This is a genomic window from Actinomadura alba (genome assembly GCF_014323705.1).
GTDB lineage: Bacteria > Actinomycetota > Actinomycetes > Streptosporangiales > Streptosporangiaceae > Actinomadura_C > Actinomadura_C alba.
Window position 1 is genome coordinate 76,893 of record NZ_JABVEC010000026.1, and the last position, 24,182, is coordinate 101,074.

General features: G+C 68.1%; 24 protein-coding genes and 1 pseudogene. 15 read left to right on the forward strand and 10 right to left on the reverse strand.

Annotation, left to right across the window (positions count from 1 at the left end; translation table 11 throughout):
• Window positions 1-416 precede the first annotated feature (416 nt).
• The 5 genes from HKK74_RS28360 to HKK74_RS28380 all read left to right on the forward strand — a co-directional run bounded on the left by HKK74_RS28360 (window position 417) and on the right by HKK74_RS28380 (window position 6,964).
• Window positions 417-3,530, forward strand: a complete 3,114-nt coding sequence (locus HKK74_RS28360; RefSeq protein ID WP_187246430.1) for an FtsX-like permease family protein — start codon at window positions 417-419, stop codon at window positions 3,528-3,530.
• Window positions 3,527-4,345, forward strand: coding sequence for an ABC transporter ATP-binding protein (locus HKK74_RS28365; protein WP_187246431.1), 819 nt, complete (start codon window positions 3,527-3,529; stop codon window positions 4,343-4,345). Before HKK74_RS28360 ends, HKK74_RS28365 begins: the two co-directional genes overlap by 4 nt.
• A gap of 4 nt (window positions 4,346-4,349) precedes the next feature.
• Entirely contained in the window at window positions 4,350-4,997 is a 648-nt protein-coding gene (locus HKK74_RS28370) for an ABC transporter ATP-binding protein (RefSeq protein WP_222722831.1), read from the forward strand.
• 247 nt (window positions 4,998-5,244) lie between these two features.
• A complete protein-coding gene (locus tag HKK74_RS28375; protein ID WP_222722832.1) occupies window positions 5,245-6,054 on the forward strand; it encodes an alpha/beta fold hydrolase in 810 nt (269 codons plus the stop codon).
• A gap of 37 nt (window positions 6,055-6,091) precedes the next feature.
• Window positions 6,092-6,964 (forward strand): helix-turn-helix domain-containing protein, encoded by an 873-nt coding sequence (locus HKK74_RS28380; protein WP_312881860.1) that lies wholly within the window; start codon window positions 6,092-6,094, stop codon window positions 6,962-6,964.
• A gap of 88 nt (window positions 6,965-7,052) precedes the next feature.
• Here the strand turns inward: HKK74_RS28380 and HKK74_RS28385 are convergent, their stop codons facing one another.
• Together HKK74_RS28385 and HKK74_RS28390 are read right to left on the reverse strand one after the other, a co-directional pair.
• Window positions 7,053-7,697: a DNA alkylation repair protein gene (locus tag HKK74_RS28385; protein WP_187246458.1), complete on the reverse strand. Its 645-nt coding sequence runs from the start codon at window positions 7,695-7,697 to the stop codon at window positions 7,053-7,055.
• Between the two features lie 183 nt (window positions 7,698-7,880).
• Window positions 7,881-8,492: a DUF6199 family natural product biosynthesis protein gene (locus HKK74_RS28390; protein WP_187246432.1), complete on the reverse strand. Its 612-nt coding sequence runs from the start codon at window positions 8,490-8,492 to the stop codon at window positions 7,881-7,883.
• 220 nt (window positions 8,493-8,712) lie between these two features.
• Between HKK74_RS28390 and HKK74_RS28395 the strand changes: the two are divergent.
• Together HKK74_RS28395 and HKK74_RS28400 are read left to right on the forward strand one after the other, a co-directional pair.
• Window positions 8,713-8,826, forward strand: a pseudogene (locus tag HKK74_RS28395) (IS5/IS1182 family transposase); the annotation flags it as partial.
• Between the two features lie 13 nt (window positions 8,827-8,839).
• Complete coding sequence (locus HKK74_RS28400; protein ID WP_187246433.1) at window positions 8,840-9,109, forward strand: alpha/beta fold hydrolase; 270 nt, start codon at window positions 8,840-8,842, stop codon at window positions 9,107-9,109.
• A gap of 154 nt (window positions 9,110-9,263) precedes the next feature.
• Here the strand turns inward: HKK74_RS28400 and HKK74_RS40305 are convergent, their stop codons facing one another.
• Together HKK74_RS40305 and HKK74_RS40310 are read right to left on the reverse strand one after the other, a co-directional pair.
• Window positions 9,264-9,566 (reverse strand): virulence activator alpha C-terminal domain-containing protein, encoded by a 303-nt coding sequence (locus HKK74_RS40305; protein WP_246492062.1) that lies wholly within the window; start codon window positions 9,564-9,566, stop codon window positions 9,264-9,266.
• Between the two features lie 32 nt (window positions 9,567-9,598).
• Complete coding sequence (locus HKK74_RS40310) at window positions 9,599-9,817, reverse strand: hypothetical protein (protein WP_246492063.1); 219 nt, start codon at window positions 9,815-9,817, stop codon at window positions 9,599-9,601.
• Window positions 9,818-9,934: 117 nt separating this feature from the next.
• On the opposite strand from HKK74_RS40310, the gene HKK74_RS28410 reads away from it, so the two are divergent.
• Window positions 9,935-11,596 carry an ABC-F family ATP-binding cassette domain-containing protein gene (locus tag HKK74_RS28410; RefSeq protein ID WP_187246434.1) on the forward strand — a complete coding sequence of 554 codons (1,662 nt, stop codon included), beginning with the start codon at window positions 9,935-9,937 and terminating at the stop codon, window positions 11,594-11,596.
• Window positions 11,597-11,690: 94 nt separating this feature from the next.
• Here HKK74_RS28410 and HKK74_RS28415 read toward each other — a convergent pair whose 3' ends face one another.
• The gene (locus HKK74_RS28415; RefSeq protein WP_187246435.1) at window positions 11,691-12,050 is read right to left on the reverse strand and encodes a hypothetical protein; all 360 of its coding nucleotides are present in this window, start codon (window positions 12,048-12,050) and stop codon (window positions 11,691-11,693) included.
• Window positions 12,051-12,430: 380 nt separating this feature from the next.
• Here HKK74_RS28415 and HKK74_RS28420 point away from each other — a divergent pair, with 380 nt between their 5' ends.
• From HKK74_RS28420 to HKK74_RS28450, 7 genes are all read left to right on the forward strand, one after another.
• Window positions 12,431-15,199, forward strand: a complete 2,769-nt coding sequence (locus HKK74_RS28420) for an alpha-amylase family glycosyl hydrolase (protein WP_187246436.1) — start codon at window positions 12,431-12,433, stop codon at window positions 15,197-15,199.
• Window positions 15,200-15,366: 167 nt separating this feature from the next.
• A complete protein-coding gene (locus HKK74_RS28425) occupies window positions 15,367-15,741 on the forward strand; it encodes a type II toxin-antitoxin system RelE/ParE family toxin (protein ID WP_187246437.1) in 375 nt (124 codons plus the stop codon).
• Window positions 15,738-16,067 (forward strand): type II toxin-antitoxin system RelB family anti-toxin, encoded by a 330-nt coding sequence (gene relB / locus HKK74_RS28430; protein WP_187246438.1) that lies wholly within the window; start codon window positions 15,738-15,740, stop codon window positions 16,065-16,067. The genes HKK74_RS28425 and relB overlap by 4 nt, the downstream gene beginning before the upstream one ends.
• A gap of 521 nt (window positions 16,068-16,588) precedes the next feature.
• The gene (locus HKK74_RS28435) at window positions 16,589-18,217 is read left to right on the forward strand and encodes a serine/threonine-protein kinase (RefSeq protein WP_187246439.1); all 1,629 of its coding nucleotides are present in this window, start codon (window positions 16,589-16,591) and stop codon (window positions 18,215-18,217) included.
• Between the two features lie 347 nt (window positions 18,218-18,564).
• Window positions 18,565-19,446: a helix-turn-helix domain-containing protein gene (locus tag HKK74_RS28440; RefSeq protein ID WP_187246440.1), complete on the forward strand. Its 882-nt coding sequence runs from the start codon at window positions 18,565-18,567 to the stop codon at window positions 19,444-19,446.
• Window positions 19,443-19,631, forward strand: coding sequence for a DUF397 domain-containing protein (locus HKK74_RS28445; RefSeq protein WP_187246441.1), 189 nt, complete (start codon window positions 19,443-19,445; stop codon window positions 19,629-19,631). The genes HKK74_RS28440 and HKK74_RS28445 overlap by 4 nt, the downstream gene beginning before the upstream one ends.
• A gap of 1 nt (window position 19,632) precedes the next feature.
• Entirely contained in the window at window positions 19,633-20,187 is a 555-nt protein-coding gene (locus HKK74_RS28450; RefSeq protein ID WP_187246442.1) for an NUDIX hydrolase, read from the forward strand.
• A gap of 54 nt (window positions 20,188-20,241) precedes the next feature.
• Here the strand turns inward: HKK74_RS28450 and HKK74_RS28455 are convergent, their stop codons facing one another.
• The 5 genes from HKK74_RS28455 to HKK74_RS28475 all read right to left on the reverse strand — a co-directional run.
• Window positions 20,242-21,042, reverse strand: coding sequence for an FkbM family methyltransferase (locus tag HKK74_RS28455; protein ID WP_187246443.1), 801 nt, complete (start codon window positions 21,040-21,042; stop codon window positions 20,242-20,244).
• A 167-nt stretch (window positions 21,043-21,209) separates the two neighbouring features.
• Window positions 21,210-22,373, reverse strand: a complete 1,164-nt coding sequence (locus HKK74_RS28460; RefSeq protein ID WP_187246444.1) for a WD40 repeat domain-containing protein — start codon at window positions 22,371-22,373, stop codon at window positions 21,210-21,212.
• Window positions 22,370-22,888, reverse strand: coding sequence for a SigE family RNA polymerase sigma factor (locus HKK74_RS28465; protein ID WP_187246445.1), 519 nt, complete (start codon window positions 22,886-22,888; stop codon window positions 22,370-22,372). Before HKK74_RS28465 ends, HKK74_RS28460 begins: the two co-directional genes overlap by 4 nt.
• Before the next feature lie 212 nt (window positions 22,889-23,100).
• Window positions 23,101-23,940: a hypothetical protein gene (locus HKK74_RS28470; protein ID WP_187246446.1), complete on the reverse strand. Its 840-nt coding sequence runs from the start codon at window positions 23,938-23,940 to the stop codon at window positions 23,101-23,103.
• A partial coding sequence (locus HKK74_RS28475; RefSeq protein WP_222722833.1) for a hypothetical protein occupies window positions 23,940-24,182 on the reverse strand: 243 nt, incomplete at its 5' end. The genes HKK74_RS28475 and HKK74_RS28470, both read right to left, overlap by 1 nt.

Consider the following 24,182-nt stretch of genomic DNA (forward strand, 5'->3'; position numbering starts at 1 on the left):
CCGTCCCGACCAGCTTTTAGCAGGTCAGAAGGGCTTCGGATCTTCCTCCGAAGCCCTTTTTCGATCTTAAAGGTCGATCCGTGATGTGACAGGGAATGGCCCATTCCCTGTCATGACCACATCCGGCCGGATCCGCCGTCCTCTTTCTTACCTGGAGTGTCGGTACGGCGGTCTATGACTCCACCGACCCCTTCGGCGAAGATAACGCCATCACAGCGTCCGCGCTGCAGGCGGCACGGGGGCCGGAGGGCAGGCCGGCCAGCCCTTGGGAGCTGCCTCACCCCGAGGACTGGGCGCTTCTTGCCCAATGGAACGGCTTGATCGGTGGTTACGGCTACTGGACGATCGCGAGGAAGGCCGCCAAGATATCGTCATCCGACGATCGTGTAGCTGATGTGCGACCAGAAACCGGCTAAATGATGAGCAGATTCAGCGGGCTCGCCGTTGTCTGGGCCGGGATCTGGCGGCGGCGCGGCATGTCGGCCGCCGTATTCCTGATCGCGGCCACGGCGGTGGCCGCGGCCTCGATCGGGCCCTCCTATCATGACGCCGCCGCGACGTACATAACGCGGACGACGATGGCGGAGGCTCCCGCCTCGTCCCAGGGGATTTTGCTCACCCGGCAACGGCAGCAGGGACCACCGATCACGCCGAGCATGCTGTCCAGTTATGCGGATCTGGCGCTGGACGGCTCGGAGCACCTATTCGAGCGGCCGATCCGTGAGATGGAATTCTCCGGCGTCATCCCGGGGCGCACGAACACCTCGCTGTCGTGGCGCGACGGGGTCTGCGCGCAACTGACCATCCTGCGGGGCCGGTGCGCGACCCGGGCAGGTGAGATCGTGGTCAGCGCGGCCGCCTTGCGGGACCTGCGATGGACAGTAGGTTCCCGGGCGCCCAGCACATTGCGCGGCGTGGACGGGCAGCGGGTGACGCTGACCGTGGTCGGTGTCTACAGCCCGAAGAATTCCCGCGCGGCGTACTGGTTCGGCTCCTCGGTGGACCCTGCCCAGCAAAGCCAGGAGCAAATCGACCCTTTTTTCGCTGCGGAGACGACAGCCCTCAACGCCGCCCTGCTCGCCGGGGCGGACACGCCAGCATTTATGGGCCGGGTTCTGCTTTTGCTGAGGACGGACCGGCTTACCGCGCACGACCTCGAAGCGGTCGGCGAGTCCGTACGCCGAATAACCTCGGTCAGTGAGTCGCACGGCCCGACGAGCCGGTTCAATTCCACCGTCGCCGACACTATCGACGAAGCGCACACGGCCATCGAGACGCTGTCGGTCTCGATCCTCATGATCTCCGCGCAACTGGTGGTGCTGTGCTGCCTGTTGCTGTTCTTCGTGGTCATCGACGTGGCCGAGGCCCGGACGTCGGACGTCGCGCTGGTCAAACTGCGAGGGCTGAGCGGTATCCGGCTGATCACGTTCTGGCTGGCCGAGCCGATCTCGCTGCTCGCCGCGGCGGTGCCCGCGGGCCTGTTGGCCGGGCGCCTCGCCGCGACCACGATGTCGGCGGCGCTGTTCGGGCCGCGGATCCCCGTGGGGGCGCCGGGTGAGCTGTGGCTCGCCGTCGGGCTGGCGGCGGCCGGTGGGTTGGCCGCGGTCGTCCTGGCCTCCCGAGCGGCTCTCATCCGTCCGGTGACCGAGCAGTTCCGCAGGGCCGGCACGGGACCGCCGCGCCGCGGTTGGGTGCCGGACGCCGTGGTGATCACTCTCACCGCGGGCGGCCTGGTGCAGATCGCCGGCGCCGGTACGTTGCGCGGGCCGGGCCGTCAGGACGCGATCTCGTTGCTGGTGCCAGGATTGCTGGCGATCAGCGTGGCCCTGGTCGCCGCCCGGACACTGCCGCCGGCCTGCCGCGCGCTCTTCCGCCACAGCCGTCGACGCCGTGGAATCGGTCTGTTCCTCGCGTTGCGTCAGGTCGCGCGGCGCCCCGGTGGCGTGCGGACGACGGTGACGCTGACCACCGCGTTCACCCTGGTGGTCTTCGCCGTAGCGGCCTGGTCGACGGCACGGGCCAACCATAGAGCGGTCGCCGCCACCCAGGTGGGCGCCCCGGTGGCGCTGACGATCACGCCGCCGCCGAGCGAGTCGTTGGCGGCCTTCGTCCGCACCATCGATCCGGGTGGACGCGCCGCGGCCGGAGTCCTGGTCATGCGGCACGCCGAATCCGGCGCGCCGGTCACCATCGGCGTGGACCCCGACAGGTTCGCGCACGTGGCGTACTGGCGGCCCGACTTCGCCGACACCCCGCTGCGGTCCCTGCTGCCCCGGCTCCGGTCGCCGTCGGCACCGGCGGTCCGGCTGAGCGGCGACCAGATGCGGATCGGCATCGAGGTCAAAAGCCTCACCGTGAACGGCGGGCCGGTCAAGGATCACGTCCTCGGGCTGCACGCGGAGCTTGCGGTTCCCGGCCAGTCCGACCCCGTCGACCTGCCGCTGGGCTCGCTTCCACCGGCTGGGGAGATGACCAGCGTCGTACGGCTGCCGCGCTGCATGGCCGGCTGCGAGCTGCGGCTGATGCGGTTCAAGTACGGCACGACGGCGAGTCCGCCGGTGTTCAACGGGCACATCGTCATCCGGGCGATCGAGGAGCGGGCAGCGGGCGCGTGGCGGCCCGTGGACGCCGGTCTCACAGAGCCGGGACGGTGGCGGACCAAGCAGAACAGGACGGGCCAAGGGACCTCGACGGCCTCGGTGGGAGCCCGGCCGGACGGTATGAACGTCGGTATCTCCATCGAGGCGGGCACGTTCCCGGGGATCGAGCCCGCGTCCTTCCCGACGCGGCTCCCGGCCATCACCACCGCGGGCATGACGGAGCGGCCGCTGCTCGCCAGCGGCTCGGACGCGCTCGATTTCCCGATCGATCGGGTTGCCGTCGCGCGGGCGCTGCCCGCCGGGGCCGGTAACGGCCTGCTCGTCGACGGCGAGCTGGCCCGGCGGGCGGGCGTCGGTGTGGTCGCGGACCGTACCGAATATCAGATCTGGGTCACCGCGAAGGCCGCGGAGGCCGTCAAGGCGCGGGTGCGCGCCGCGAGGGTGAGGCTCCTGGCCGAGCGGCGGGCCGAGGACGTCGCCCGCGATCTGGGCCGTCGCGGTCCAGGCCTCGCGCTCACCCTCATGCTCGCCGACACGGCGGTGGTGGCGGCCCTCGCCGTCGCCGGTGTGATGCTGAGCCTGTACACCTCGGGTCGGCGGCGGTCGTACGAGATGGCCGCGTTGAACGTCGCGGGTGCCCGTCGGCGCGCCCTGCGACGCGGCCTGCTCACCGAGCAGGGGATCGTCCTCGGCCATGGTCTGTTGGTGGGCGTCGGCGCCGGCCTTGCCGTGGTATGGCTGGCGCTGCCGGCCGTACCGCAGTTCTCCCGGCCTCCGGCGGCTCCTCCGCTGCACTACGCGCCGGATCCGGTCCTGCTCGGCGGCGTCATCGCCGCCACCGCCGCGCTGGTCGCCGCGGGAGCGTGGCTAAGCACCGTGTCGATCATGCGCCGGATCGGCGCCGAGCAACTGCGGGAGCAGCCGCCGTGAGCGTCATCAGCTGCGAGAACGTCGTCCACATCTACCACCTGGACGACGATGAGGTGGTGGCGCTGCGCGGCGTGGATCTGCAGATCGCGGAGGGCGAGGCCGTCGCGCTGCTCGGTCCGTCCGGATCGGGCAAGACGACCCTGCTGTGGCTGCTGGCCGGTCTGCTGCGGCCCAGCGCCGGGAGGCTGCGCGTACTGGACCGTGACGTGGGCGGCCTGAGCACCCATGCGCTGACCCGGTTGCGGTCCCGCCAGATGGGGATCGTGCTGCAGAATCCCGCCCGCAACGTGCTGCCGTACGCCTCCGCCGCCGGCAACATCACCTTCGCGCGGCGCATCGGGCGCGCCGGCCGGTCCGCCCGCCCGATCGACGAACTGCTGGATCGCGTCGGCCTGTCCGAGGTGGCACGCCGACCGGCCGGGCGGCTGTCCGGCGGCGAGCAGCAGCGCCTCGCGGTGGCGATCGCGCTGGCCCACGGGCCGCGGCTGCTCCTCGCCGACGAACCGACCAGCCAGCTCGACCTCCGATCCTCCGAACGGGTCATCGACCTGCTGAAATGGGCGAACCAGCAGTTGGGCACCACTGTGGTGGTGGTGACGCACGACCCCGCGGTCGGGGACGCGTTCGACCGGACACTGACCATCCGGGACGGCCGGGTCGGCATGGAAGGGCGCGGCGGCCAGGAGTACGTCGTCGTCGGCCGTGACGGCTCCGTACAATTGCCGCCGCATGTGCAGGAGGTGCTGCCGCCGGGCTCGCGGGCCAAGGTCCGCCTGCTCGCGCACGGCGCCGAGCTCCGCCGGGCCACGGAGTGACCAGATGGACGGTGACCAGATGGACATCCTGTGCGGGCAGAACCTGGGCCATGTCGTGGACGGACGGTGGATCCTGGACGACGTGAGCGTCTCGGTCACGGCCGGCGAACGGGTCGCGCTCATCGGCCCGTCGGGATCGGGCAAGTCGACGCTGCTGGGCCTGCTGGCCGGGATCATCCGCCCCACCCAGGGCCGTGTCCTATTCCGCGGCGAACCCGTCGACGGTGACCGACGGCGACAGATCGCCTTGATCCTCCAGGGCTACGGCCTGGTCTCGCTGCTGACCGCCGAGGAGAACATCGAGGTCGTCCTGCACGCGACCGGCCACTCGCCCGCCGAGGCACGCCGTACCGCGGCCGAAGCGCTGGAGACGGTCGGCCTGGGCCCGTTCGCCACCCACCTGACCGACCAGTTGTCGGGCGGACAGCAGCAGCGCATGGCGGTCGCACTCGCCCTCGCCAGGCGGCCCGCCGTCATCCTCGCCGACGAGCCCACAGCCGAGCAGGACCCCGTCCACCGCGACCTGGTGCTGGACCGCCTGCTCGCCCAGGCCGACCGCGGAGCCGCCCTCGTCCTCGCCACCCACGACCCCGAGGTGGCCGACCGCTGCGACCGGATCGTCCGCTTGGACGACGGCCGCCTCGCCGCCTAATGGGAGCTACCGGGGAACTCCATGAAGTTCACGAAACCTCGGAGATGGGGTAGGTAATTTCCATAGCAGAACGCCACGGTTCCACGCCGCCGGGGACGAAGACCCGATCACCCTGTTCGGCGTCCGGCTGCACGTGCTGCCCGCCGGCGCAGTCCCGCCCGCGCCCGCCGGTAGCCGATGACAGCGCGGCCCTCCGCGGGAACATTTGTCCAAGACTGATGGTCGGGCGCCCGTGCATGGTCTCTGCATGAGTGAGTACGACGTTGAGCATTCGCATGGGATGCACGTGGTCCACGACGGCCCGCGGCAGGCGCCGCCGTTGTTGCTCATCCACGGATCGGGGGCCTCGGGCGCCTCCTGGAGCCCGATGGTCCCGGAACTCGCCGGCCACCATCACCTCATCCGGCTCGACCTCCCAGGCTGCGGCCAGTCCCCGCCCGCGCCGTCGTACGACGTGCCCGACCAGGCGGGCCGGGTGGCGGCGGTGCTCGACGACCTCAGCCTTCGTCCCGTCGCCGTGGTCGGGCACTCCAGCGGCGGCTACGTCGCCACCGCGCTGGCCGAACAGCGCCCCGACCTGGTGAAGTCGCTCGTGCTGATCAGCACCGGCCCGAGTCCCAATGCGCTCCTTCCGCAGCCGTTCATCCTCCGGGTCCTGTTGGGCCCGCCTTTCGGCCCGCTGCTGTGGTCGAGGCGTTCGGACGCGATGATCCGCAATGGGATCAGCGCGACGGCCGCTCGCCCGGTGAACATCCCGAACGACATGGTCGCCGAACTGCGGGGCATCACCTACCGCGCGTTCAGGACGGTGCTGCGCCGGAACGGCGCGTACATCGCCGAGCGGAGCGTGCCCGAGCGTCTGGCCGCCCTCGAGGTCCCGCTACTGGTGATCTTCGGCGCTGCCGACCCCCGCTGGGAGCCGTCGTCGGCGCACCAGTACGACGCGGTACCGGACGCCCGGGTCGAGCTGCTGCCCGGTGTCGGGCACCTGCCCATGTTCGAAGAACCCGAGACGACCAGCAAACTGCTGCTGGGCTTCACGGCAACAAGCCGCTGACACCCCCGCCCGCGATCCTGAGGCCTAGACTCGTCACGTGCTGGACCCCGACTGGGCGCAGGTGAAGGTCGCTGTCCCGCGCCCGTCCGCTCGGCTGCCGGGGATCAGCATGGCCGGGTTCCGCCATCGTGCCCCCGCACTCGTCGACATCGCCATGGTCGCGCACCCGTCCGTCACCCTGCTCGTCGACCTGAGCGAGGGAAAAGGCATCGTCTGCGACACCCATGGCCGGCAAGAGCGCGGCAGTGTCGTCGTCGGGCTCCTCCCCGGCAATCTTCGGGCAACCGGCCGGGGGGTCGGCGAGTGCCTCCAGATCCGGCTGGAGCCGGTCGCGGCGGCCGCGGCGCTCGGCGCATCGACCGAGCTCAGCGGGACGCTGGTATCCCTGGAGGATGTCTGGGGCCGCGACGCTGGGCAGGCCGAGGACAGGCTGCGCGCCGCCGCGTCGTGGGACGAACGGTTCACGATCGCGACGGAAATCCTCCGCCGACGGCTGGGCGCCCACCCACCGGTCGATCCGGAGGTCGCCCACACCTGGCGGCGGACGCTCACCACCCGGGGGCGGGTACGGGTCGACGGCCTGGCCGACGAGGTCGGCTGGAGCCGCAAGCGCCTGTGGTCCCGCTTCCGGTCCCAGCTCGGCATCACCCCCAAGCGCGCCGCCCGGCTGGTGCGGTTCGACCACGCCGCTCACCTTCTCGCGGCGGGTCACGCCGCCGCCAGCGTTGCCACCGAGAGCGGCTACGTCGACCAATCCCACCTCCACCGCGAGGTCAAGACGTTCGCCGGGCTCACGCCCACGGCCTTGGCCGCCGCGCCGTGGCTCGCGATCGACGACGTTGCGTGGCCGGCTTCATCGCCAACCCAGAGCCCTGCGAAGAGTGGCGAACACATCCCCGACCTTCGTTGAACAGCCTGCCTACGACGATGCGGCTTCCACGCGCTGCGCAGATTCGCGTTCTGAGGGAGTAGCGGCACGAGCGTGAGCGCGAACCTTCCTACTTATCGTGCTGTCGGCGCACCATCTCGGTGATCCAGATGGGCGCGAACGGAGACGTGCAGCCCGGGGAGGTCGGGTAGTCCTTGAGCACCTCCAGGCGCTCACCGATGTCGATTGCACGGGCGCGGTGCTCGGCGTGCTCGATCCCGATCTGAGCCAGGCAGTTGTTCATCGCCCACTGCAGGCGATCCGGGGCGTCTTTCATTTCCGCCTCGATGACGTCGAGCAGTCCTGCGAGGTCAAGGCCCTCGGGCTTCTTCGTCACGCGTTCGGCGGTCAGCGCCCAGCCGGCACTCGCGACCACTGGATCCGGATCGGCGGACCAGGGCAGGCGCAGCTCTTCGGAGTGCGGGTTCTTCTTCACCACGTAGTTCACGAGCCAGTCGTGCACCTTGGGTATGCGCGCCTCGCGCAACATGACGTCCAACTCGTCACGCTCGAACGCCTTCGGGCGGCAGATCAGGATCGCCAGCAGTCTCGCCGCGGTGTCATCCGTCACCCAGAGCCGGCACGCGAGTTCCTGCTGCGTCTTCAGCCGCTTCGCGAGTGCGCGCAGCTTGCCGAGGTTCACACCGTGATCGTCACCGTGTTTCTCGTTCACCTCGCGTGCCCTCGGGTCCTCGAGCTCGGCCAGCTCGGCCATCACCTCGGCCACCGTTGTCTCGGCCACCTCAGCCTCCTGTCGCGTGCGAGATTCAGCCTACGACGGAGCTCGGCCCCCTGTCGTACACGCCCATTCGGCGGCAGCCACCGACACGAAATCCCACGTCTTCACAAATTTGCAGCAGTTCTCGGATGAACGCGGCACGTGCGCCCCCGTGCCCGATCAGCAGCGTCCGTTGCGTACCTTTGCGGAATCGATCCTCCACCGCCCGTCGTGGAGAGGGCCGGGCTCACGGACCGTCAGACAGACGGGGTACTTGCCCTTGCGATTGGTCAGCTCGTATTCGGTGTACTCCCAGCCGTCTTTGGTGTACTTGTCCTTCCCCTTGCGCTCCTTGTGGCGAAGATTGTCATCGCTTTCCGTGGTGATGATGGGGCGCACATTGAATACGAGTTCGCCCACCAGCTTGGCCGCCACGGCCTCGGCCTTCTTGCGCACCTCGGAACGGCTGTAGGTCTTGGCCTTGTCCGCGTCGGGGGTCGGCGTCGTACTGAGGAACGATGGGAACGAGACCCCCGTCGTCGGACGCCTGTTCTTTTGTTCGTCCATGCTCCGCTGGGCGTCCATGACCAGCACGGCGGCGATGATACTCATGACCGCCATGGCGAACATGCTGAAGCGGCCGAGGGCCAGCGAGGAGTCCGACGGCTCGTTGGCCTCGGGATTGCGGTACTGCCACGCGGTCGTCATCCACCAGAACTTCCGTTGGTCGACGAGCCCGAGCAGGATGAACACCCCTGCGAGGATGAAGAGTAGGACCACCCAGCCGGTCATGGTCGACATTCCCTTCGTAAGCGCGGAAAGTCCGTCACTTGATCAGATGCCGCGTCCCGAAGGGCGTTCCCACGCCTCGGAAGCGTGCAATACCGACCGTCCGTCTGCCGATGGAGGGCGCAAGAAGGGGTCGTGCGCCTTCGCGAGCGTGTGGCCTGTGGTGGGCTTCCACGACATCGAGCGGATACGGGAATCGATTTCTCACACCAGAGGCGGGCCCGCGCAGCTGAAGTCCTGGAAGATCCTCACGAAACTCCGCTGCCGCCCCTACCGGGCCGGCCACCTGGCCAAGGCCATCCACGTCCTGCAGAACCACGAGACCACCACGTTGTGAAACGCTCAGGATCATGGAGCGTGCGCACCCGTCCGAGGCCTCCATGAACTCGCCGTGGCCACTCAAGGCATGGCCAGACGTGCCAACGAAATTCGTGCTGTGCGACCAGGATCGCTTCTTCCCGCCCGCCTTCTTTCGCCGGCTGGTACCTGAGCGTCTCAACATCATCCCCGACGAGATCGCGGCTGGGCACTGCGTCGCGCTCAGCCGCCCGAAGAAACTGGCAGACCTGCTGGCGGGGTACGTGACCAGCCGCCGGCGTCTATCGCCGGCGCCGGGGTGAGGGCGTATCGCGAACCGGCCCCGAGACCTGACGACAACAGAGTGTTCAGCCCAGGATGATCAGGCAGGGCGGTGGACCGTTGTCAGCGATCGTGGCACGCCAGAAGACCGAGGTGGCGGGCGTGTCGACGGTTTGGGACCGCGTCTGTGCGGCGTCAGTGGTTCGGCGTCTCGTGCCGGTCGATGTGATCGCGGAACCAGTCGAGCGCGAAGCGGTGTGAGGCGATGCCGTAGTCGAGCGTCGCGCGCTGATGGGTGGCGAGGTCGCGGTGCTCCTCAGGGATGTTCAGGGTATCGAGGTGCTTGTCGAGGGCCGAGAGCCCGGCGAGATCGGTCTCGATGCGCGCCATGATGCGGCGGAGCACCGGTACGCGTTCGACCGGCTCCAACAGACCGAGAAAGTAGAGCCTGGACAGCGCCGCGGTCTCCAGATCGGGCCCAGCCAACTCACCTGTCATCCACGCGCGGAACTCCTGACGACCGAGGTCGGTCAGGCGGTACACCTTCCGCCCCGACCTCCGGCTTCGATGCTGGCGACCTCGATGAACCCCCGCGCGAGCAGGGTGTCCAGCGCCCGTTTGATGCTGCCGGGGCTGGCGCTGTAGAAGAGCGCGACGCCGGCCTCGAATCCTTTGATGAGGTCGTAGAAGGTCTGCGGGGCGATCAGCGCCGCATCGTGACATCGCCGCTCGCCACGACCCCTGCTCATGACAATCACGTTCCCGACGACGTACGTTGCGCCGTTCGGTGAGCAACTCCAGTGAGCGCGGCAGCGAATTTTCGAGCGGGACAGGATCCATCTGTGGCGAGATAGCGTTGGCGCTCTATGACCGCAACCATTGTCGCGAAGGAACTCGCCGCCGGGCACGGTGACCGTGCCTTGTTCTCTGGGCTCGACCTGGTCGTCTCCACTGGAGAAGTCATAGGGCTGGTCGGGGTCAATGGCGCGGGGAAGTCCACCCTGCTGCGGACTCTCGGGGGCCTGCTCACCCCCGAGGGGGGCTCCGTGACGCTCAGCCCGTCGTCGGCGGCCGTCGGCTACCTGCCACAGGAGCGGGAGCGGCGCGACGGCGAGACGGTGATCGGCTTCCTCGCCCGGCGTACGGGGGTGGCGCGGGCTCAGCGGGAGCTGGACACCGCGACCGAGGGCCTGGTCGGCGGGCGCGAGGGGGCCGATGACGAATACTCCTCCGCCCTGGAACGATGGCTGGCCCTGGGCGGCGCCGATCTCGAGGACCGGGCCGGGGAGGTGGCCGCCGAGCTGGGGCTGGCGGCCGGCCTCGATCAGCAGATGACCTCGTTGTCCGGCGGGCAGGCTGCCCGCGCGGGGATGGCGTCGCTGCTGCTCAGCCGCTATGACATCTTCCTACTCGACGAGCCCACCAACGATCTGGACCTCGACGGGCTGGAGCGGCTGGAGCGGTTCGTCATGAGTCTGCGGGCCGGCACGGTGCTGGTCAGCCACGACCGCGAGTTCCTGGACCGGACGGTCACCCGGGTGGTGGAGCTGGACCTGGCCCAGCAGCAGGTGAACATCTACGGCGGCGGTTACGCCGCGTACCTGGCCGAGCGTGAGGTCGCCCGCAGGCACGCCCGCGCCGACTACGAGGAGTACGCGGGTAAGGTCGCCACGCTGGAGGAGCGCGGCCGTACACAACGGGACTGGGCGGGCAAGGGCGTCAGGAACGCCAGGAAGAAGGCCCGGGGCGCCAACGGGGGAGACAACGACAAGGTCGGCCGGAACTTCCGCGCCGACGCGAGCGAGAAGCAGGCCTCCAAGGTCCGCCAGACCGAGCGCGCGATCGAACGCCTCGACGTGGTCGAGGAGCCCCGCAAGGAGTGGGAACTGCGGATGGAGATCGCCGTCGCGCCACGTGCCGGTGCTGTGGTGGCGACCCTGCGCTCCGCGGTGCTACGACTCGGAGACTTCGCTCTGGGCCCCGTCGACCTGCAGATCGGCTGGGCCGAACGGGTCGCGATCACCGGAGCCAACGGGGCGGGCAAGTCGACACTTCTGTCGGCGCTGCTGGGCCGGGCCGTTCTCACCGAAGGTCACGCCGCGCTCGGTCCGGGCGTGGTCATCGGCGAGGTCGACCAGGCGCGGGCCCTGTTCCTCGGCGAGGGCGCCCTGCTGGATGCCTTCGGCGCGGAGGTTCCCGAGCTGCCGCCGGCCGAGATCCGTACCCTGCTGGCGAAGTTCGGCCTACGCGCCGCGCATGTGACCCGCCCTGCGGCGACACTGTCCCCTGGTGAGCGCACCCGGGCGGCCCTCGCGTTGCTGCAGGCACGGGGCGTGAACCTGCTCGTTCTGGACGAGCCGACCAACCATCTAGACCTGGTGGCGATCGAACAGCTGGAGTCCGCGCTCGACTCCTATCCCGGCACCCTGCTGCTGGTGACCCACGATCGCCGGATGATCGACGCGGTGCACACCACTCGCCGTCTGCACCTCACAGACGGCCGCGTCACAGAGACAGACCCGGGCTGACGAGGAGAAGAATCGACCCAGATCGTGGCGGGTTCGGCGATCCCGGCGGTTAAGTCCGTCGGCCTCCTCAGTGGATCGAAGACAGCCGAATCAATCAAGGGAAGAAGGGCGTGAACTTCGCACTCCACAGGTCCTCGCCGAAGGTCACGCCGGTGGTCTTACGGAGGTGCTTCATCGCGCAGGTCTCGCCGTCTTCGTAGTCGCAAGCCGCGATCTCCAGACATCCGGCGAGACCTCGCGCTTCCACCATCTGCTGGCCGTCGCGGTAATGCAGGATGATCGGTTCATCGGAGATCCGAACCAAGTGCAGGTCGGTCGACGCCGACGCTTCAACCAGGTAGTCAGAACTCCCGGACAGCCAACAGTTCACGTCGATGACTATGACCCAGTCGCCGACCTTGGCGGCGCACAGGCCCGGCCCACGCACCACAGAAGTCGCATCCTCGAAGCCCATCGTGGTGCTTGTGGGGACGAAAACATCCGGTACCGCATCATGGAGTTCATCCGCCCGGACAGCAGCCACTTCTAGGTTCCAACCCCATCCGGCAAGACTAGATCATTTACGAAGAGCCGGTCAGGCAGTAACGAAGACCGACCACCACGGCGAACGACCTTCCGCCGTACTGAGCTGCTGCGATGGCGGACAGCCCGCGGCACGACACGGACCTCCTGAGCAGGGCTCGGCCATCTCTGCGAACAGCGCCGTCGCTGCTACGACGCCTGGCGCTGCCGGTCAGGGAAACGAAATCGTGCCATCTAAACACAAAGAGGGTCTTTCCCTCAAACATGCGGTGCACTACGGTCTAGCCGATCTACGAGCCAGGAGTCTGCACAATGCGCAACTCGATACGCACCGCCATGGTCGCCGTCGCAGCCACGCTCGGCATGGCCGCGTCGTCAATGGCCCTACCGGCGAACGCCGAGCCCTACCATCCGGGCGGCCATCAGGCCGGAGCCCTGCACTCGCTGCGTGGTCCGGTCACAGGCGAGGACTTCTATTTCGTGATGGCCGACCGCTTCAACAACGGTGATACCGCCAATGACACCGGAGGTCTGGGCGATGACCGGCTGGTCTCCGGATTCGACCCCACCAGCAAGGGCTTCTACAACGGCGGTGATCTCAAGGGCGTCACGGCGAAGCTCGACTACATCCAGGGCCTCGGGACCGACGCGATCTGGCTGACCCCCAGCTTCAAGAACAAGGCGGTCCAGCTCGAGGACGGTCCCTCCGCCGGCTACCACGGCTACTGGATCACCGACTTCACGCAGATAGACCCGCACCTCGGTACGAACGGGGACCTCGCCGCACTTGTGCAGGCCGCGCACAAGAGGGGCATGAAGGTCTACTTCGACATCATCACCAATCACACCGCCGACGTGATCGGTTACAAGGAGGGAGCGCGCACGGCGTACGTCTCCAAGGACCGGCAGCCCTACCGCACCCCCGACGGGAAGCCGTTCGACGACCGCGACCACGCGGGCACCTCGACCTTCCCGACCCTGGACCCGGCCAAGTCGTTCCCCTACACGCCGGTGCTCGACGACGGCGAGAAGAACCTCAAGGTGCCGAGCTGGCTCAACGATGTGACGCTTTACCACAACCGCGGCAACACCACATTCACCGGCGAGGACTCGCAGTACGGCGACTTCTTCGGGCTCGACGACCTGATGACCGAGAACCCCCGCGTCGTCAACGGGTTCACGGACATCTACAAGGCGTGGATCAAGGACTTCGGCATCGACGGCTTCCGGATCGACACGATGAAGCACGTCGATGACGAGTTCTGGCACAAGTTCGGACCAGGCCTCCTGCAGTACGCACGGGCGAACGGCAAGCCGGACTTCTTCATGTTCGGTGAGGTGGCCCTCGACGGCAGCGACGCCGCGGCGAAGAGCTTCACCTCCCACTACACGACGCACAACAAGATGCAGGCGATCCTGGACTTCCCGTTCCAGGACGCCGCGCGGAACTTCGCGTCCCGGAGCCGGGGCAACGCGGCGCTGGCGCAGTTCTTCCGAAACGATGACTGGTACACCGACGCGGACTCCAACGCCTACGAGCTGCCGACCTTCCTCGGCAACCACGACATGGGGCGCATCGGCTACTTCCTCACCCGCGACAACCCGGGGGCGAACGACACGGAGCTGGTCGCCCGGGACAGCCTCGCCCACGAGCTGATGTACTTCTCGCGCGGCAACCCGGTCGTCTACTACGGCGATGAGCAGGGCTTCACTGGTACGGGTGGGGACCAGCTGGCCCGACAGACGATGTTCGCCAGCAAGGTGCCGGAGTACCTCAAGGACGATCTGGTCGGCACGGACTCGACCCACGCGGTCGACAACTTCCGCACCGACCACCCGCTCTACCGTACGCTCAGCGAGCTGGCCGCGATCACCAAGCGGCACCCTGCCCTGCGCAACGGCGCCCAGCAGGTGCGCTACGCCTCCGACGGCGCGGGCGTCTTCGCGTTCTCCCGCATCGACCGCAAGCAGCAGCGGGAGTACATCGTCGCGCTCAACAACAGCAAGACGGCGCAGTCGGCCTCCATTCCCACCTACGTCGGCGACCGCGGCTTCCAGAAGGTGTACGGCGCCGGCCCGTCCACGCTGCGCAGCAAGGGCGACCGGACCCTTGACGTGACCGTGCCGGCTCTCTCCGCAGTGGTGTACCTCGCGGACGGCCGGATTCCCGAGTCGAACGCCGCCCCGGCCATCAAGCTGGGCCGGCCCGCACCAGCGGAGGTGTCCCACGGCCGCATGCATGTCGCCGCCGACGTCGCCGGGTCATCGTTCAACGAGGTGACCTTCCAGGCCAAGGTGGGCAACGGCCCCTGGCAGTCGATCGGCACTGACGACTCCGCCCCGTACCAGGTGTTCCACGACACCAGCGGCTACCGGACCGGCACCCCGCTGCAGTACCGCGCGGTCGTGTTGGACAACGCCGGTCACACCCGCTGGAGCAACAACCGGTCGACCGCCGTACCGGCACCGGCGGTCACCGTGACCGCACCCAAGGACGGCGGGACGATCACCAACATCGACCCGGTCACCGTCCAGGCGAACGTGGACCCCGAGCGCCCGGCACAGTCGGTGAGTTTCCAGCGCAGCGTCAGTGGCGGCACCTGGGAGAACCTGGGCACGGACACCTCCTCTCCGGCGTACACCGTCACGGACGACGTTTCGAAGCTGCCGCTGGGCACCGAGGTCCAGTACCGCGCCACTCTGCTGGAACCCGGCTCCCCGTCGGTCACCAGTGCGCCGATCACGGTGACCACCGCCGAACCGAAGCCGGCGCGCGACCATGTGACGCTGGTCGGGTCACTGCAGAACGAAGCCGGCTGCGACAGCGACTGGAACCCGGCCTGCGTGAACAGCCGTCTGGCCTTCGACAAGACCGACGGCCAGTGGCACGGCACCTTCGCGCTGCCCGCCGGCGACTACGAGTGGAAAGTCGCGATCAACGACTCGTGGAATGAGAACTACGGCGCAGGCGGTGCCGCCGGTGGCGACAACCTGAAGCTCAGCGTCCCGGCGGACGGCACCAAGTACCGATTCACCTGGAACCAGGTCACGCACGTCCCATCGGTGGAGCAGGTCTCCTAAAGGCTCGACGACGCTCGTTTGCGGTTGCCCGCAACGGGGTCGCTCCCCCACGCACATAAGGGTGGGGAAGCGACCCCGCCCGTCGCGGGCGCTCACGGAGGTCATTCGACTACGAGCGGTTCGTCAGCCACGCTCGCCGGATATGAGCCAAGGGTTATAGTGGCTGGGTGGCATGGGATGTCATACTCCTCGAACCTGTCGAGACCTGGTTCCTGAAGCTCTGCGAGTCCGAGCCCGACAGCGCAGTCCTGATCGAGCAGGCCATCGACCGCCTCGCCGACATCGGCCCTACGCTGGGCCGACCGTTGGTGGACACGCTGGAGCACAGCGAGCTGCGTAACCTCAAAGAGCTGCGGCCAGGCTCTCGCGGACGCTCAGAGATCCGGATGCTGTTCGTCTTCGACCCGGACCATGCCGCTATCTTCCTGGTTGCAGGCGACAAAGCGGGGCAATGGTCCCGATGGTACGACGAGGCGATTCCACTCGCCGAAGCCCGATACACCGACTATCGGGCCGAGAAAGACAAGGAGGCGGGCCGATGAGCACGGGACGCAACTGGCAGGACATCAAGGCCGAAGCCCACCGCCGCCACCCCGAGCTGGCCGACCCCGAGCGGCAGGCCAAGGCCCGCGCTGAGCTCGACGCCTACGTAGCAGGCCACCACCTCAAGGAACTCCGCAAATCACTCGGCAAGACACAGACCGAGATCGCCCAGCTTCTCGGCGTCTCCCAATCCCGCATCTCCCAGATCGAAAACGGCAACATCGAAGCAATGGGACTGGAGACCCTCCGAGCATACGCAGCAGCACTCGGCGGACACGTCGACATCACCATCAGCGTCGGCCCCCACTCGGTGAAAGTCGCCTGAGCCAGGCCGCGCACAGCCTTGGGTGGGCAGAGCGGCCCGAACCAGGCCCGACGAATAGCCCCGCCAGTAGCATCTCGCTCGTGCCAGATAGCGAAGTTACTCCCTGGCGCCTCATCCCCGAGAGTCCTCTCACCCCTTTCTCGCTCTTTCTCTATGCTGACGATCCAGCAGCGTATGTCCTTGACCTAACGCCGATTGCGCGGGAGGACATCGCGGAAGTCTTCGTGAGCCAGGGGCAAGCGGGGGCCGGGGACTGGTGGGCGATCGTTGGCCTTGCAGCAAAGGCAGAGGCCCCGAGCCTCCTTGAGCACATCCGATCCGGCCGCCCAAGGGCCGTACGGTCAACTGTTCGCGACAGCCAGTCCGGCCAGGCTTCAGCCCGCTCGTCCTCCTGGCGGACCTTGCGCTCGCAAATCGCCGTTTTACCGGGTAAGCGCCGGAAACCGCCCGTCACCCTGGGCGTAATCCGTAACACTGGCATCCGTCAGCGGTGGGTCACAAGGCAGGTCACTGGAGGTGCAGTGGAGCGCGGCACATTGATCGCGGGCAAGTACGAGTTGCGCGAGCGGCTCGGCCGGGGCGGGATGGGCGAGGTCTGGGCCGGCCGCGACCGTGACCTCCACCGCAACGTGGCCATCAAGCTGCTCGTACGCGACGACGACGCCTCGCCGGACCTGTTCCATCGGTTCGAGCGCGAAGCCGTGGCCGCCGCACAGATCAACCACCCCAACGTGGTCTCTCTCTACGACCGGGGCATCCACGACGGCCTGCAGTTCTTGGTCATGGAGCACATCGACGGCAACACGCTCGGCCGCCACATGCACGAGCAGGCCCCCATGCCTCCGGCGCGGGCGCTGGAGATAACTCAGGAGATCTGCGCCGCCCTCGTCGCCGCCCACCGGGCCAAGGTCGTCCACTACGACATCAAACCGTCCAACATCATGCTCACCGCCGACGACCGCATCAAAGTCGTCGACTTCGGCATCGCCGGCTTCACCCACACCCACACCTTCACCGTCGTCCCCACCTCCATGCTCGCCCCCGTCGGCACCGCCCTCTACGGCGCACCGGAACAGTTCCTCGACCAGCGCGGTGACGAACGCTCCGACCTCTACGCCCTCGGCGGCGTCCTCTTCGCCCTGCTCACCGGAAAGCCCCCCTTCGGCGACGGCAACCCCCTCTCCATAATCCGCCGCAAACTCGACGACGAACCACCGCCGCTCCGCAGTCTGCGTCCGGATGTCCCGGAATCCGTCGCACAGTTGCTCACCGACCTGCTGCAACGCGACCCGGACCGACGCCCCCAAACCGCGTCAGTCGTCTATGAACGCCTGGAGCAACTCCGGTCCGCCGTCACCACGTCCGGCGCAGGAGCCGGCGAACCCGACACCGAGCGTCTGCCACGGACCGCACCGACCCGCGCCCTCACACATGAGGCGCCGGACACCGAAGACGCCTTCGAGATCGCCTGGACCGGGCAGGAACCCATCTCCACATACGTGACACACAATCGCCGACCCCTGGTACGCCACTGGCTTCTCTTCACCATCCTTGCGTTGCCGCTTCTCTACGTGGGCACGGGAGTGACGGTGGTGATGATCTCGGAAGGCGAACCCGTGGAGGACCTTTTGATCCCGATCTGCCTCTTCGTGGTCTATGCGATTCTGCTCCACGTCATGTACGGACGGAAGCTCTGGGCGGCCGCCCTGAACTGGAGGCGACACCGGCACGCACTCAAGGACAGGAACCCTTGGTCACTCCGCGTCGACGCCGCCGGAATCACCACCACAGACCCGCGCCATGCCACACCCGTCGGCGGCCCCGCGGGGCACCGGACGTTCCGCTGGAGCCTCGCAACGGCCGTCACGCTGGAGCACGCCGCGGAATTCCGCTGGGGCCCCAGTTACGCCGCGCTGCACGTCCAGCCCGAGGGGAAGGGGACGCGCATCAACTCAATAAGCCCTGCGGGCATGGTCCACCCCCGCTCCCCCCAAGGCAAGGCAGGGCGCTGGCCGCTCTGCGCCCTCGGCCCCATGACCCAGCAGCAGCACGAAGCACTCATCGCCGCCCTCGCCCGCCACGCGGGATCGCGCTGGAAGCCGGAACTCGGTGAGGGAGCATCGAGGAGCATGGCCCAGCACGCTGCGTAGCTGCGCTGGTCGAGGCCCTGGGCGCGGAGATCCTCGACGGGCCACCCGCGGGCTGGGAGAGCACAGGTCGGCGAGCTTGACGCCTTGCGCTTCATCACACGCCGTGATCCAAGCAGCGGCGAATCGGGTGGCCCAGGACCGTCCGGACGCTTGATTCGTTCATCTCATTCGCGAACGTTCGGGAGTCGGACGTCCGGTACCCGGACGCGCGATTTGCACGAGTCGGCTTCTCCTGATCGGTCAATCGGCGATCTCACCGACCGGCGAACGCGTAGCGTTGCATTCGTCTACAAACAGTAATCGGACTTGGTCAACACGCCGTACATGCACGCCCTGGGAGGTCGCCGATGGCCAGCTCGTACGTTCGACGCCGCCGCCTCGCCGAAGAGCTCCGCAAACTGCGCGAGGACCGCGACTTCACGACCGACGAACTGGCCCGGCTCGTGTACCAGTCCCGCACAAAGATATCGAGACTCGAGAACGCCCAGATCCGCCCCGATCTCGCCGAGATCGTCACCATCCTCAAGGCCTTGGACGTCACCGGCCGGCAGTACGACAAGGTCTTCGCACTCGCCCACGAAGCCGCCCGCAAGGGCTGGTGGGACAGGTACGGCAACGCCATGGGCCCCCGTCAGCGCCTCTACGCCGACCTGGAGTCAGGAGCCGAGTCCATCCGCAGCTACAACCAGACGGCCTTCCCGGCCGTCCTGCAGATTCCCGAGTTCATCGACGCGATGGTCGAGCTGGACCAATGCCAGGGATCGCTCGACTACCGTCCAGACCGTATGGCCGATGCCCGGACCCGCCGCCAGCAGCACCTCCTCAGCCCGGACGGCCCGACCTACGAGGCGGTACTCGACGAGAGCATGATCCATCGACTGGCCGTACCGCCGACGGTGAAGGCCGCTCAGCTCCGCCACCTGATCAAAGTGATCGCGACCGAGGAACGCATCACCATGCGGGTGCTGCCATCGGACGTTCTGATCCCTGGTGGTTTCCTCCCGAAAGCGTCGTTCTCCCTTTACGCCTTCCCCGACCCGGGCGATCCATCCATGGCGATCATTGACACTGTCACCACCGATGTCGTTCTCACCCAGCGGCGTGAACTGGCACGCTTTACCGGGATGTATGACCGTCTCCGGGAGGCCGCGCTGTCCCCTGCCGACAGCCTCGCCTTCCTCGACCGAGTAGCCAACCGGCTGACCGACCATACAGAATCGGGCACATGACCAAGCACTACACAGGCTGGCGCAAGTCACGACACAGCGAGCCGAACGGTGATTGCGTCGAGGTGGCTCGCGCCACTGACGGCACCATCGGCGTCCGCGACTCCAAGGCCGAAGCGCCGGACGCCATCCTTGAGTTCACCCGATCTGAGTGGGCGCGTCTACTCACCCACCTCCGCAACGCCTGACATGGTCGCAGTCCACCAGGCAGTCATCGACGCCCTCGCGGGCTACGGGCCGAAGACCCCGGCGGAACTCGCCGACGTCGATCGGGTACGCACCCTTGTCGAGACAGGTGATCCTTGGCACCGGTCGAATCCCTTGCACGTCACGGCGTCGGCGCTGATCGTGCATCCAGGCAGTGGCCGGGTACTGCTGCGCTGGCACCAGCGCCACCAATCGTGGCTGCTGGTCGGCGGGCACGCCGATCCGGACGAGCACGACCCGCTCGCCATCGCGCTGCGGGAGGGACGCGAGGAGACGGGGCTGCCCGACCTGACCCCGTGGCCGGACCCGGAGGTACGACACGTGGTGATCGTGCCGGTCCCGGCGAACAGCCGGGAGGAGGCGCACGAACACGCCGACCTGCGGTTCGTGCTGGCCACCGGGGTTCCCGAGGCGGCGCGGCCGGAGAACCCGGACGCTCCGCTGCGCTGGCTGTCGCCGAACGAGGCACAGGAGACGATCACCGAGGCCAACATCCAGGACACGCTGTCCCGAGTGCAACCACTGCTCGCACGCTGAACCTCTCAGGAAGAGGCGCCAGCCTCGTCCTCCTCTACGCGGCCAAGCCGATCTTCACTGTCCCGGCTGAGCCTGGTCCGGAGCGGATGGTGGCTCATCGTCGACCTGCCGCAGGCGTGCATAGATGTCGCCGGAGCGGCCAGAGGGTCGGATGCTCTCCAGCAGCCGGATCAGGTCGGCCGCGTCGAGCCAGTCGTCCTCGGCGAACCGCATCGTCTCGACGGGTGAGTAGTTATAGAGGTAGCCGTTTGCCGACGCGCCGAGCCGTTCCACGATGTCCAGCGCGGCCAAGGTGGCATCGTGCGCCGACGGCACGTATTCGAACGACAGCGCGCGCACAGGCCGGGTGAGCCCGGCCAGCACGTCGGCCTCGAAGCCCTCGACGTCGATCTTGCAGAAGGCGGGCGCGCCGTGCACCTCGATGAGCTCGTCAAGGGTCGCCACCTCAACCTCGACGGATCGGTCCCACCGTACGCGGGCGAAGCTGCGGTCCGTCGCCACCGACTCGATCCAGTCGGGCGACATCGACGAAACCGTCGGCGTCGCGCTGGAGAGGGCCAGCCGTGCCCGCCCGGCCCGCGCCCCGACGGCCCCCGGCACGATGGTGACTCCCCGATCGCGGCCGAAGAGGAGACGCAGGATGCGCACGCAGTCCGGCTGCGGCTCGACCGCGATCACCCGTACGCCCAGGCGTCGCCAGGCGCGCACCCGGCTCCCCACGTGGGCGCCGATGTCGAATGCGAGGTCTCCCGGCCCGAGAAACTCTTTGTAGTGGCGTACGGCTCGTCGGTGCTTACCTGGTACGCCGTGGTACATGACCAGGGATCGCGCGATTCCCCATGCGCGGAACAACATCCGCCGACCCTACCGGGCGGAGACCGGGCCGCACCGATACTCGCCCGGCCACGGTGCGGTGCACCCCGTGATTCACATCAAGGCGAGCAAACGACCAGACGAAGGCCGCCGTCAGGACGTGATCGGCGGGTGCCGGCTCGGACCGGCACGGCACCCGCCGAGGCGGCTCAGCGGTGGGTGAACACGGGGTACCACGCGCCAGGCCGGTCGGATCGCCGGTATCCGGTGAGAGGTGTGATCTTGCCGTCGAGACTCACGAGGAGGAGCCGGTTGCGGAATTCCCCCTTGCCCTTGCATTGCTTCGCGGCGCAGCCGAAGGCGAACAGTCGGTCGTCATCGGCCCAGGCCTTGGCCTGCTGGATCGGCAGAACCGCGACGGCCTTGCCGGTCGTCACGTTCGTGATGGTGACGGCGGGACCGGGTCTCGGCCCGAACCTGGGCCGGAGGGTGCCGTTCGGGGAGAGCCCGGCTTCCTCCGACCATTCGGCCTCGTGCGCCGGCGCGGGTCGCCGTGCTCCGTTGAGGTCGTAGAAGACCTTTCCGGGATCGCGGTCGACGAAGGTCCAGATCAGCGTTCCGTTCCTGCTCCAGAAGAGGTCCTGCCGGGAGCCGACCCTGTCGCGGTCCGCCGGCAGGGCATGGAAGCCACCCTGTCCCGACCCGGCGTCGACGACGTAGAAGCCGGTTCGTGAGCTGGAGCCGGGAGCGCCGTTCACATCGGGATTCCTGTCGTAGGAGGTCAGGAGCAACCGGCGCCCTTCCGGTGACCAGGCCACACCGCCGACCGGGTGCCCTACCGGTATCCAGCGGGTGACCCGTTGCGTCTTCATGTCCAGAATGCCGACCCGGGAGCTGGGCAGCGCTTCGAGCACGGCGGCGTGGTGCATGCCGGGTGCGACATCGAGGTACGCCCAGGAGGTCTTCTGGTACGTGCCCGACGCCGGGGAGTACAGATGCCACGTGCGCTCGATCGCCTTCGGACCGTTGCCCGACGACCGCATGTGGGTCGTGTAGTAGGCGGCGACGGCGGTGTGTCCGGCTGCGACGAGACGGCGCGGGAACGAGCTGCTGAGATCGGTGCGCAACGTCGTGTCCGCGGACAGGGGCACGGGCTGGATCGCGGACTGCGACGGCTGCCGCGTCGGCCCGGCCACGGAGACCACCGCCACGCCGACCCCAACGAGGAGTGCCGTCGAACCCGCGGCCAGCACCACCCTGGGGGTACGCCGCCGGGTGCGTCTCCGCAGCGCCCGGTCGGCCAGGCCGGCGGGTACCTGTGCCTCCGCGGACCAGTCATCACAGGCGCTCTTGATGAGCATGTCCAGCTTCACGGTAGGACCTCCTCAGTAGGCCTCAGTTCGTTGAGTTCGGGAGCCAGCTCGCGCAACCGAGCGAGCGAGCGGTGGGTCGTGCTGCGCACCGTGCCGACGCTGCAGCCGAGTATGCGCGCGACCTCCGCTTCGGGCAGGTCCTCGAAGAACCGAAGGACCAGTACGGCCCGCTGCCTGGGCGTGATCCGCGCCAGGGCTCTGCGGACGGTGACCTTCAGGTCCACGGCCGGCGTGTCGTCGTACCGCGCCTCATCGGGAAGGACGGCGACCTGGGTCTCGCGCCGCCTCCACTTGAGCCGCCAGGAGCTGATCTGCTGGCGGTACATCACGCGCCGCACGTACGTCTCCGGGCTCTCCACGCTGCCCCAGCGTGCCGCCGTCTTGGTGAGCGCCACTTGCAGAAGATCTTCGGCCGCGTGCTGGTCACCCCCGGCGAGCAGATAGGCCAGCCGCATCAGTGCGGCCGACCTCGCCACCACGAACTCACGGAACTGTCGCTCCGCCGTGGTATCCATTCCATCGTCACCTCCGAAGTGCTGTCACCCCTCAGACGCTTCTGGGCGGCCGCGGCTATGCGTCCGCGGTCCGACTTTCCACAGAGGTCTCACGCGTCGAGTGAATCCTCGACCCCGCGACGACGCACCCGCCGGCGGGTGGCGGGAATCAGCGTGACGATCACGCCCGGGGCCTGGGACTACGGCATCCGCGATGCGCCAGGTCCGGGGCGCTATGCGGCCACTGCGGATCGGGGAGGCTGCAGGGCGTTCAGGACCGCATTCGGAGTATCGGCGAAGAAGCGGATCGTGGTGACTTCCGCGCGGCGACCGAGGGGACGAACGACGCCGATCGGTTCGGTCAATTCGACGACCAGGTTGGTCTGGGACGACATCGCCACGCTGAGCCGCCCGTCGGCCACCCTGACCATGTTGCCGTTGTAGTCGCGGGACAGCCGCACCGAGGAGATCTGCTCGCGAGGTGTGCGCAGGTCGAAGTACGCGCCGTACCGGATGCGCAGTTCCTCGTGCGTCACGACGTGCGGCCGGGTGACGCAGGACGCGCCGAGCGCCAGTCCCCAGACGATTCCGTAGATGTCGATCACCAGCACCGGGACACGCAGCCCGTCCGGTGCGTTGAGCCCCTTCAGCAGCAGGTCGACTGCCACCGCTTCCACGCCCATCAGGAACAGCATCACCATCAGTGTCGGAGTCTGTTCCTTCGAGTACGACACGGCGGTGGCGCCGGGCGGTACGCCATTGCGGCGGCGCGTGCCCCAGAGGAAGATGCTCGCCGTGCCCTTCAGCTCGAACTCGATGAGCTTGCGCAGGTGTACGGGCACCAGGCGATGCACGGTCGCCCGGAGCGCCGCCCGCCGCTCCTCACCACGCAGGCGCTCGGCCCTGGAGAGCCGGTACGCGCTCGCGGCCACCAGGATGAACACCAGCACGACGGCCGTCTCGACGGCCACGACGACCGGGTCGGGTGGCGACACCCCTGACACGAGCATCACCATGAGCAGCAGCTCGGCCGGCAACACGGTGAAAAGGGCGGCGCGTGCGATTTTGACCATCACGCTGTCTCCTCGAGCATCTTCACGGCGGCGGGCGGGGCGGTCGGCCGGGCGGTGAGCGGAGCGACGCGCAGGTCGCCGGGCTCGGCATCGTCGAGGTCGTCGGGTCGTTCATGGCGGCCGTGTCGCTGTGCGAGCACGTCGGAATCCGGGAGGAGGCGCAGGTGAGGGTGGTGGCGGCGCACGATGCGGGTGGGTATCCCGACCAGCGCGGCAAGCTCGTCTATCCGCATACCTGCATT

Bases quoted from the DNA above. Each gene is read 5' to 3' on its own strand.
- HKK74_RS28360 (WP_187246430.1), top strand. From the start codon at position 417: ATGATGAGCAGATTCAGCGGGCTCGCCGTTGTCTGGGCCGGGATCTGG.
- HKK74_RS28370 (WP_222722831.1), top strand. From the start codon at position 4,350: ATGGACGGTGACCAGATGGACATCCTGTGCGGGCAGAACCTGGGCCAT.
- HKK74_RS28375 (WP_222722832.1), top strand. From the start codon at position 5,245: ATGAGTGAGTACGACGTTGAGCATTCGCATGGGATGCACGTGGTCCAC.
- HKK74_RS28385 (WP_187246458.1), bottom strand. From the start codon at position 7,697: ATGGCCGAGCTGGCCGAGCTCGAGGACCCGAGGGCACGCGAGGTGAAC.
- HKK74_RS28390 (WP_187246432.1), bottom strand. From the start codon at position 8,492: ATGACCGGCTGGGTGGTCCTACTCTTCATCCTCGCAGGGGTGTTCATC.
- HKK74_RS28400 (WP_187246433.1), top strand. From the start codon at position 8,840: ATGGAGCGTGCGCACCCGTCCGAGGCCTCCATGAACTCGCCGTGGCCA.
- HKK74_RS40305 (WP_246492062.1), bottom strand. From the start codon at position 9,566: ATGACAGGTGAGTTGGCTGGGCCCGATCTGGAGACCGCGGCGCTGTCC.
- HKK74_RS40310 (WP_246492063.1), bottom strand. From the start codon at position 9,817: ATGAGCAGGGGTCGTGGCGAGCGGCGATGTCACGATGCGGCGCTGATC.
- HKK74_RS28410 (WP_187246434.1), top strand. From the start codon at position 9,935: ATGACCGCAACCATTGTCGCGAAGGAACTCGCCGCCGGGCACGGTGAC.
- HKK74_RS28415 (WP_187246435.1), bottom strand. From the start codon at position 12,050: ATGGGCTTCGAGGATGCGACTTCTGTGGTGCGTGGGCCGGGCCTGTGC.
- HKK74_RS28420 (WP_187246436.1), top strand. From the start codon at position 12,431: ATGCGCAACTCGATACGCACCGCCATGGTCGCCGTCGCAGCCACGCTC.
- relB (WP_187246438.1), top strand. From the start codon at position 15,738: ATGAGCACGGGACGCAACTGGCAGGACATCAAGGCCGAAGCCCACCGC.
- HKK74_RS28440 (WP_187246440.1), top strand. From the start codon at position 18,565: ATGGCCAGCTCGTACGTTCGACGCCGCCGCCTCGCCGAAGAGCTCCGC.
- HKK74_RS28445 (WP_187246441.1), top strand. From the start codon at position 19,443: ATGACCAAGCACTACACAGGCTGGCGCAAGTCACGACACAGCGAGCCG.
- HKK74_RS28450 (WP_187246442.1), top strand. From the start codon at position 19,633: ATGGTCGCAGTCCACCAGGCAGTCATCGACGCCCTCGCGGGCTACGGG.
- HKK74_RS28455 (WP_187246443.1), bottom strand. From the start codon at position 21,042: ATGTTGTTCCGCGCATGGGGAATCGCGCGATCCCTGGTCATGTACCAC.
- HKK74_RS28465 (WP_187246445.1), bottom strand. From the start codon at position 22,888: ATGGATACCACGGCGGAGCGACAGTTCCGTGAGTTCGTGGTGGCGAGG.
- HKK74_RS28470 (WP_187246446.1), bottom strand. From the start codon at position 23,940: ATGGTCAAAATCGCACGCGCCGCCCTTTTCACCGTGTTGCCGGCCGAG.